This window comes from Pseudoalteromonas sp. SIMBA_162, assembly GCF_046535955.1.
In the GTDB taxonomy this organism is placed as follows: Bacteria; Pseudomonadota; Gammaproteobacteria; order Enterobacterales; family Alteromonadaceae; genus Pseudoalteromonas; species Pseudoalteromonas marina.
Window position 1 is genome coordinate 1 of sequence record NZ_JAWJBQ010001076.1, and the last position, 241, is coordinate 241.

Annotated in this window: 1 protein-coding gene; it reads left to right on the top strand. The window is 62.7% G+C overall.

Features of this window, described 5'->3' with window-relative positions:
* A partial coding sequence (locus R0J88_RS23000; protein ID WP_410901316.1) for a SulP family inorganic anion transporter occupies nucleotides 1-241 on the top strand: 241 nt, incomplete at both ends.

Genomic DNA, 241 nt, shown 5'->3' on the forward strand with positions numbered 1-241 from the left:
ATCGCGGTGGCGCTGGTGTCGTTCGCCGATACCAGTGTGCTGTCACGTTCCTATGCCGCACGCCTGAAAATGCCGGTCAACCCGAACCAGGAAATGTTTGGCCTGGGCGTAGCCAATCTCGCCTCAGGGCTGTTTCAGGGCATCCCCATCAGCAGCAGCTCGTCGCGCACACCGGTGGCCGAAGCTGCCGGTTCGCAAACCCAGCTCACCGGCATTATCGGTGCGCTGGCGGTCACCCTGT